The organism is Flavobacterium sp. Arc3 (assembly GCF_041431375.1).
In the GTDB taxonomy this organism is placed as follows: Bacteria; Bacteroidota; Bacteroidia; order Flavobacteriales; family Flavobacteriaceae; genus Flavobacterium.
On record NZ_JASMRI010000002.1, the window covers coordinates 236295 to 244204 of the forward strand.

General features: G+C 32.3%; 6 protein-coding genes. 5 read left to right on the forward strand and 1 reads right to left on the reverse strand.

Annotated elements, in window-relative coordinates; translation table 11 throughout:
- Positions 1-81: 81 nt before the first annotated feature.
- Complete coding sequence (locus QO200_RS02620; RefSeq protein ID WP_371535965.1) at positions 82-924, reverse strand: transglutaminase family protein; 843 nt, start codon at positions 922-924, stop codon at positions 82-84.
- Between the two features lie 83 nt (positions 925-1007).
- Between QO200_RS02620 and QO200_RS02625 the strand changes: the two genes are divergently transcribed.
- The 5 genes from QO200_RS02625 (at position 1008) to QO200_RS02645 (ending at position 7760) form a co-directional block, all read left to right on the forward strand.
- Entirely contained in the window at positions 1008-3590 is a 2583-nt protein-coding gene (locus QO200_RS02625) for a circularly permuted type 2 ATP-grasp protein (RefSeq protein ID WP_371535967.1), read from the forward strand.
- A complete protein-coding gene (locus tag QO200_RS02630) occupies positions 3580-4449 on the forward strand; it encodes a transglutaminase domain-containing protein (protein ID WP_371535969.1) in 870 nt (289 codons plus the stop codon). Before QO200_RS02625 ends, QO200_RS02630 begins: the two co-directional genes overlap by 11 nt.
- Positions 4450-4565: 116 nt before the next feature.
- The gene (locus QO200_RS02635; protein ID WP_371535971.1) at positions 4566-5399 is read left to right on the forward strand and encodes an ATP cone domain-containing protein; all 834 of its coding nucleotides are present in this window, start codon (positions 4566-4568) and stop codon (positions 5397-5399) included.
- Positions 5400-5427: 28 nt separating this feature from the next.
- On the forward strand, positions 5428-6783 hold the full coding sequence (locus tag QO200_RS02640) for an MBL fold metallo-hydrolase RNA specificity domain-containing protein (RefSeq protein WP_371535973.1): 1356 nt from the start codon (positions 5428-5430) through the stop codon (positions 6781-6783).
- A gap of 293 nt (positions 6784-7076) precedes the next feature.
- On the forward strand, positions 7077-7760 hold the full coding sequence (locus QO200_RS02645; protein ID WP_371535976.1) for a DedA family protein: 684 nt from the start codon (positions 7077-7079) through the stop codon (positions 7758-7760).
- The last annotated feature ends 150 nt before the right edge of the window (positions 7761-7910 follow it).

A 7910-nucleotide genomic window follows, 5' to 3' on the forward strand; every position in this document is an offset into this window, starting at 1 on the left:
GTTTTCATAAAATAAAAAAATATATAGGATAATGAGAATTTAGGGAATGAAAATTTATGGATAATTTAAATTAAGTTCTTTTCAATAAGAAATAAAAAAATCATCAGAAGAATAAACAGGGTTTAAATCCCCAATCAAATTTTCACATTCAATATTCATATACGTACAAGAAGCATTTCCGAAAAGATTTGCAACCGCAACATCTGACCCGTCTTTCCCATGAGCAATTTTAACTAAACTGCTTATATTTGATAAGCGAGTGGGGTCAAAAATAATCCATTGTCCGCCTATGTAAACCTCAAAACAAGCATGAATATCTGGCGGATTAATATTTGTTGCGTAACAGGTAAAATATCTTGCAGGAATGTTTAAAGCTCTACAAAGAGCAATGCCAAGATGAGCAAAATCTTTACAAACACCTTCCCGTTGGTTGAGTGTATCATAAGCGGATGTGCTTGCATCAGTTGTTCCTGGTACGTAATCGACATTGTTAAATATCCAATCATTTACAGCAACAGCTTTCTCGATATCCGATTGTAAATATCCAAAAAGTTTAAACGCTAATTTCATTAATTTGTCAGAAGGGCAAAGTCTGCTTGGAGACAAATAAGGCACTATTTTGTTGTCTAATTCAAAAATAGAAGTGTTTTTAAAAAGAGATTTTTTGCTAATGGTTTTGAATTTAACGTCTATTTCTCCTTGGTAACATATCTGAAAGGGGACGAATTCATTGGCTTGAACTGTAATGAACCTAATTTTTGAATCTGGTAAAGAGAACTGTTTAAAAGGCAAGTTAGGTGTTATTTCAAGAGACTCTGAAATAATTTTTTGATTGTAAGAATTTCCTAATGCTTGAATGTTAAAAATGCATGTGCTTGAAGCATATACATCGTAGAAAAGGTCTGCTTTGATTCTAAAACTCATTAGACAAAAGTACTGTATATTAGAATATAACATGATGAATTTGTTAAAAAAAGCTGTAAATTCGCGCCTTACAAAAACTATGCATGAATACACCTATATCTTTTTTAGATTCCTATAAAAAAACAATAAATTCATATGATGAGGTTATAAATAAAAGTGGCGAAGTAAAATCGTATTGGGCAACTATTTTTGCTACTTTAGAAGCTGTAGGGCTAGATGAATTAGGGATTAGAAATGAGGAAATCATCAATAAACTCAAGGAAAACGGTGTTACTTATAATGTTTATGACTCAGAGAACGAATTAGTTCGTCCATGGAAATTAGATCCGATACCTTTTGTAATTCATCAATCTGAATGGACTACAATTGAAAAGGGACTTATTCAAAGAGCTAATTTATTGGATTTGATTTACAAGGATATTTATGGGGAGCAGCTATTAATTAAAAACAATATTATTCCCGCAGAATTAGTTTTTAATAATTCAGGTTTTTTAAGACCTTGTTTCGATATACAGCATAGCGAATTTCACCAGCTTTCACTTTTAGCATGTGATATTGCGAGAGGTCCGGATGGCAAAATGTGGTTATTAGATAATCGCGTTCAATCACCGTCAGGATCAGGATATGCTCTTGAGAATAGAATTGTTATGGCAAATGTTTTTCCGCAACTTAATAAAAATATTCACCGCGGTAAGTTAGGTCCGTATTTTATTGAATTGCAAAAAACGGTAGGGAAACTTGGTAATAATGCTGAAAATCCAAATGTGGTTTTCTTATCACCAGGAGCAGGAAACGAAACCTATTTTGAACATGTTTATCTTTCTTCCTATTTAGGGTTTAAGTTAGTTGAAGGAAGTGATTTATTGGTTCGTGAAGGGTACGTTTGGTTAAAGACAATTGACCAGTTAGAGCGCGTGGATGTAATCATTAAGCGTATTGATGATCAGTGGTGCGATCCGTTAGAACTTAATAAAAATTCGCTACTAGGAATTCCGGGACTATTACAAGTAATGCGCTTAGGAAATGTAGCTGTTATTAATCCTCCTGGAATTTCGGTTTTAGAAAATCATGGGCTTATGGCATTTATTCAAAATGCTTGTAAGTTTTTATTGAAAGAGCCACTAATCATGAATTCCACCGCTACTTGGTGGTGCGGTCAAACTAAGGAGTTAACTTATGTTCTGAATAATTTACCCAAATTAATTATAAAAAAAACCAATAGAGATTTAGGTTTTAAATCTGTTTATGGAAGAAAGTTAAATAAAGAACAATTAAAGGAACTCAAAGCTACTATTTTGAGTAATCCAAAGGAGTACGTGGCGCAAGAAGAAGTAAGTTTGTCGACTACGCCTTCTTTAATCGATGGCGAAATTCTGCCAAGACTAGCTGTAATTCGGGCTTTTTTAATTTCTGATGGGAGCAATTATAAAGTGATGAAAGGTGGGCTTACTCGTAGTTCAGTTGTAGAGGATAAATTTCAGATTTCAAATCAATTTGGAGGGATTTCAAAAGATACCTGGATTATTTCTGATAATCTGGAAGAATTAGAAGAGCCAAAAGAGCAGCAAGATGATATTATAGAAATTAAAAAAACCAATCAGATTTCTATGAGTACGGCTTTGACGAGTAGAAATGCTGAAAATTTGTTTTGGGTAGGAAGGTTGTCTGAAAGAACATTGGTGTTAACTAGTTTCTTGAAAATAATTTTTAATCGATTGAATGAAAATGTAAGTAGTCATGGAAAAAAACAACCTGAATTTTTAGTTGTTTTACTTAAAGCGGTTACGCATCTTACACAAACTTATCCTGGCTTTGTAGGTGAAGATGGAGAAGAAGATGAAGCTGCTTTTGAAAAGCCCTTGGCAGAGTTGATTCCTTTGATTAAAGATGCAAAAAAGGAAGGCTCGCTAAGTTATAATGTCCAGTCGCTTTTATATACAATCAATCATATTAGTGAAAAATGGAATAATGATACTAAAGGAATTATCTATTTAATAGAAGAAAGTTTAGTTAGTTTGAAAGCGTCTGACGAACAAAAGATTAGCCAAACCACTCACGGTCTAGATAAATTATACATAAGACTAATGGCGTTTTACGGAAACACTTACGAAACATTACCGCGAGAAAATGGTTTTTATTTGTTTGAAGCCGGAAAAAATATTGAACGATTTTTATCGCTTGTTTCAGTCATTCAAACTTTATTTTGTTTTAAAAGAAGTGAAGAGGTAGAACAGCTATTATTAGAATCTGTTTTAGAAAATCATAACTTATTAGCTCAATATCGAAGTAATTACAAGTCACAATTAAATTTAGTTACAGTTATAAACATGCTGTTTCTAGAAAAAAATTCACCTTACACACTTGCTTATATTTTAGATACGCTTGCTTATAATATTTCTAATTTGCCAAAAAAATCAGAGTTCAACCAATTGAGTATTGCTGAAAAGAAAGTGTTAGAAGCAAGTACAATAATAAAATTAATTGACCCTGAGGAATTAGAAAAAGCTGACGAAAATAATTTTAGAGAGACATTAGATAGCACTATCAATAGCGTTTCTGAACTAATTTCATCGGTAACTAGTAGCTTATCAAGTTTATATTTTAATCATTCAGTGATGCAACTTTCATTTTTAGCCACAGACAAAAATAATTCTGATGAAATATAAATTAGTACACAAAACTACCTATACTTACATTGATTCAATTCATAATTATCAATGTATTGTTTGTTTACATCCAATAAGTTCAGAAAGGCAAAATTGTGAAGATTTTAAATTGACAATAGAACCCAATCCACAAAATTTATATGCTCGAAAAGATTATTTTGGCAACACCCAATATTATTTTTCGATTCTAAAACCGCATAAAGTTTTGCAGGTTATTGCAACTAGTATTGTTGAAGTTTTTCCGCCAAAATTAATAGTAGCTAATGCGATCACCTGTGCTGAAGCTCTAAATTTGTTTAACACTAAGTTGGCGTTAAAAAATGAATTACTACAATTTCAACTTCCAAGTCCCTTTATTTTTTGGGATGAAGACATTAAACTTTTTGCACAAACTTGCTTGGATCCCAATGAATCGCTCTACGAATCAGTTGCGAAGTTATCTGAAAAAATATTCACGGAATTTGAATTTAACTCAGGAGCAACTACAATAAATACACCATTAAATGAAGTTTTAAAACTACGTAAAGGAGTTTGTCAAGATTTTACTCACTTGATGATTGCTTGTGTAAGAAGTTTAGGGTTTGCTGCTCGTTATGTAAGTGGTTACCTAGAGACTCTTCCTCCAAAAGGTAAGGTAAAACTGCAGGGTTCTGATGCTTCTCATGCATGGGTTTCTGTTTATGTGCCTGAAATGGGCTGGTGCGAATTTGATCCTACAAATAATATAATATCAGGAGAACGCCATATTGTTACTGCCTATGGTCGAGATTATTCAGATATTTCTCCATTAAAAGGAATTATTTTTAGTTCAGGAGAACATAAAGTAAAGGTGGAGGTTGATGTGATTCCAATTTTATAATTAGATTGTCCTTTTTAATTATCTATTCATGCTTTTTTAATTTAAAGCTAAATATTCGATTTGTTTTGCGTACCTTTCAGTAGGATTAGTTACTTAATAATCAGTATTTTATAAGTATGAAAATAATTAAACATTCTGGAGATATTGTTGATTTCAATCCTGAGAAACTCAGGAAATCACTTATGAAATCAGGAGCAGACGAATCAGCGGTCGAGGATATCTTACATAAAATCAGTAAAGAGATTTACGAGGGAATTTCTACAAAAAAAATTTACAAACGTGCTTTTGCTTTGTTGAAAAAAGAAGCCAATTCACATGCGGCACGATATAATTTAAGATCGGGTCTACAATTACTAGGTCCTGCCGGTTTTTTCTTCGAAAAATATATTGCGCGACTATTTATTGCTGATGGCTATCAAACTACTACCAATTTAATTTTGCCAGGCAAATGTATTTCACATGAAATTGATGTTTTGATTAAGAAAGACGATGTGCTGTCAATGATTGAATGTAAGTTTCATTCGGCGAGAGAAAATAAATCAGATGTAAAAGTTCCATTATATGTTTTTTCGAGATTTAATGATTTGAAAGAAAGAAAGCAAATCGTTTTTGCGAAGAATGAAAGCATTGAACAATGCTGGATTGTAACCAACAATCGATTTACATCTGATGCGGTAGATTTTTCAAAATGTTCGGGCATGAATTTATTAAGTTGGGATTACCCAAAAGACAATAACTTGAAAACTAAAAATGATATTGATTGTCTTTATCCTGTGACTTGTTTGACAACATTGTCTCTGGCAGAAAAAGACAAGTTATTAATACTAGATGTAATATTGGCAAAAGAACTAATAAATAATTCTGATAAATTAGAAAGAATTGGTTTAAGTGCTAACAGAATTAAAAATGTTTTAAAAGAAGTAAGGGAGTTAGTTAGATGTGTGAAGTAAGTATGTCTTTAATTTTAAAAGTAGGAACATGAAAGTAAAGTTTATAGGTGCGGCAGGAACTGTGACAGGTTCTAAAACATTAGTTGAAAGCAACGGGTTAAGGATTTTGATTGATTGCGGACTGTTTCAGGGAATAAAGCCTTTGCGGGAACTAAATTGGCAACCATTACCAGTTTTGGCTTCCTCTATTGATTGTGTGCTTTTAACACATGGACACTTAGATCATTGCGGTTGGTTGCCCAGATTAGTCGATCAAGGATTTAAAGGAAAAATATATTGTTCAGGTCCTACAAAAGAAATTGCGGAGATTATTCTTTTAGATAGTGGTAAAATTCAAGAAGAGGAAGCTGAGAAAGCAAACAAAGAAAAGTATTCTAAACACGAAGTCGCAGAGCCACTTTATAATGTAGAACAGGCTCGAAAGGTTTTCCCTCATTTTAGAATTGTTAATGTAGATGAGCCAGTGCCGTTAGATGCTGAAATTTCGGCGGTTTTTGTCAATGCTGGACATATCATTGGGGCCTGCAGTATTGAGTTAACAATCGAAAATAAAACATTAGTTTTTTCAGGAGATATTGGTCGGGATAATGACGTTTTAATGTATGCTCCAACAAAACCTAAAAAAGCAGATTATATCTTTCTTGAAAGTACGTATGGGGATCGTCTTCATCCGGATACTGACCCCAAGTTAGAATTAGAAACGTATATTAATAATACTTTTAGAAAGGGCGGGACAGTTATTATACCCAGCTTTGCAGTGGAGCGCGCACAAATGATTATGTATTTACTTTGGGAACTCAAAGAAGAAGGTAAAATACCTGATGTTCCGTATGTTGTAGATTCTCCAATGGGAGTAAGTGCTTTTGATGTTTTTTTTGAAAACAGAAAATGGCATAAGTTGTCTCTGGAAGATTGTGTAGCAATAAATAAAATGTTTACGATGATTACTGATTATAAGGAAACGATTGATACAATTTATAATAAAAAACCAAAAGTTGTGATTGCTGCAAGTGGAATGGTGACGGGAGGGAGAGTTTTGAGTTATTTAGAACGATACATCAGTTTACCTGAAACAACCGTCATTATTGTGGGATACCAAGCAGAAGGCACAAGAGGTAGAAAGTTAGTAGAAGGAGCCAAGGAAGTCAAGATTTACGGTAAATATTACCCCGTAGAAGCAAATATTTTAGAAATAGAAGGACTATCAGCACATGCGGATCAAAAAGGACTCCTCAGTTGGCTTTCGGCATTGGAAAATAAACCTAAAAAAGTATTCTTAGTTCATGGTGAAAATAAACCAGCAGATGAACTTCGTATAAAAGTAAAAGAGGTTTATGGGTTTGATTGTTCTGTACCTTTAATGGGACAGGAATTTGAGCTCTAAATTTTTTTGTAGATGGAATTAAAAACAAAGCCCAAAGATTTCTCTTTGGGCTTTGTTTTTAAGATAATTTAGAGAGTATTGTACCTAAGAAAAAGAGAATTGTGTTATATTGATTACAAACTTCCAATGTCAAAAATATTCAGCTAATAAAAGGGATGACGATCTAAAGGTCTAATTCATTTAAAATGATGCTTCAATAGTTAATTAAAATTTAAAATTATGCAATAAATTGTGGGTAATATTATTTATACCTACTTTCACGCATTAATAATCTAAGCATTAAACCCCAAAGAATGAATAGTTTTGATTGGAAGAATTTAATAGACCCTCTTTTTTACATTCACTTTGATGTAAACGGAATAAAACTAGGTATTTATATTGTGTTATTTATTGTTTTTGCAGAGACAGGATTGTTCGCTGGTTTCTTTTTACCGGGTGATAGTTTACTTTTTTTGGCAGGAATTTATAATAGAGAGTTAATAGAAAATGTGCTTTTTATAGACAGTGCTTTTATTAACGTTATGATATTGTCTACTTCGGTAGCAATAGCTGGTGTTTTAGGTAATATAGTAGGGTATTGGTTTGGGTCTAAAAGCGGATATTATCTCTATAATAAAAAGGATACTTTTTGGTTTAAGAAGAAATATCTAGTACAATCAAAAGATTTCTTTGAGAGACATGGAGGTAGAGCTATTATTTTTGCGAGATTCTTACCTATATTCAGGACTTTTGCTCCTATTGTAGCAGGTATTGTAACTATGGATAAAAAAAAGTTTATGTTTTACAATATCGTAAGTTCTTTCCTTTGGTCTTTTACCTTAATTTTTGCAGGACACTATTTATATGGTTTCTTATTGGATAATTATCAAATTGATTTAAAGAACCATATTGAATTAATAATTATTGGTTTAGTGGTGTTAACTCTTTCTCCTGTATTGCTTAAATTAGCTAAAAAAAGTAAAGTAAATGAAGATTAAAAATAGAATAATCAGTTTTAAAGGTTAGTTTATATTTCCATTATTATACTAAATAAAAAATCCGTTCACTTTTTAGACTGCCCCCAAAAAGTTAGACACTATTTGGGGGTATTTTTATGGAAAGAAAAGTCAAATATGATTATACATTTA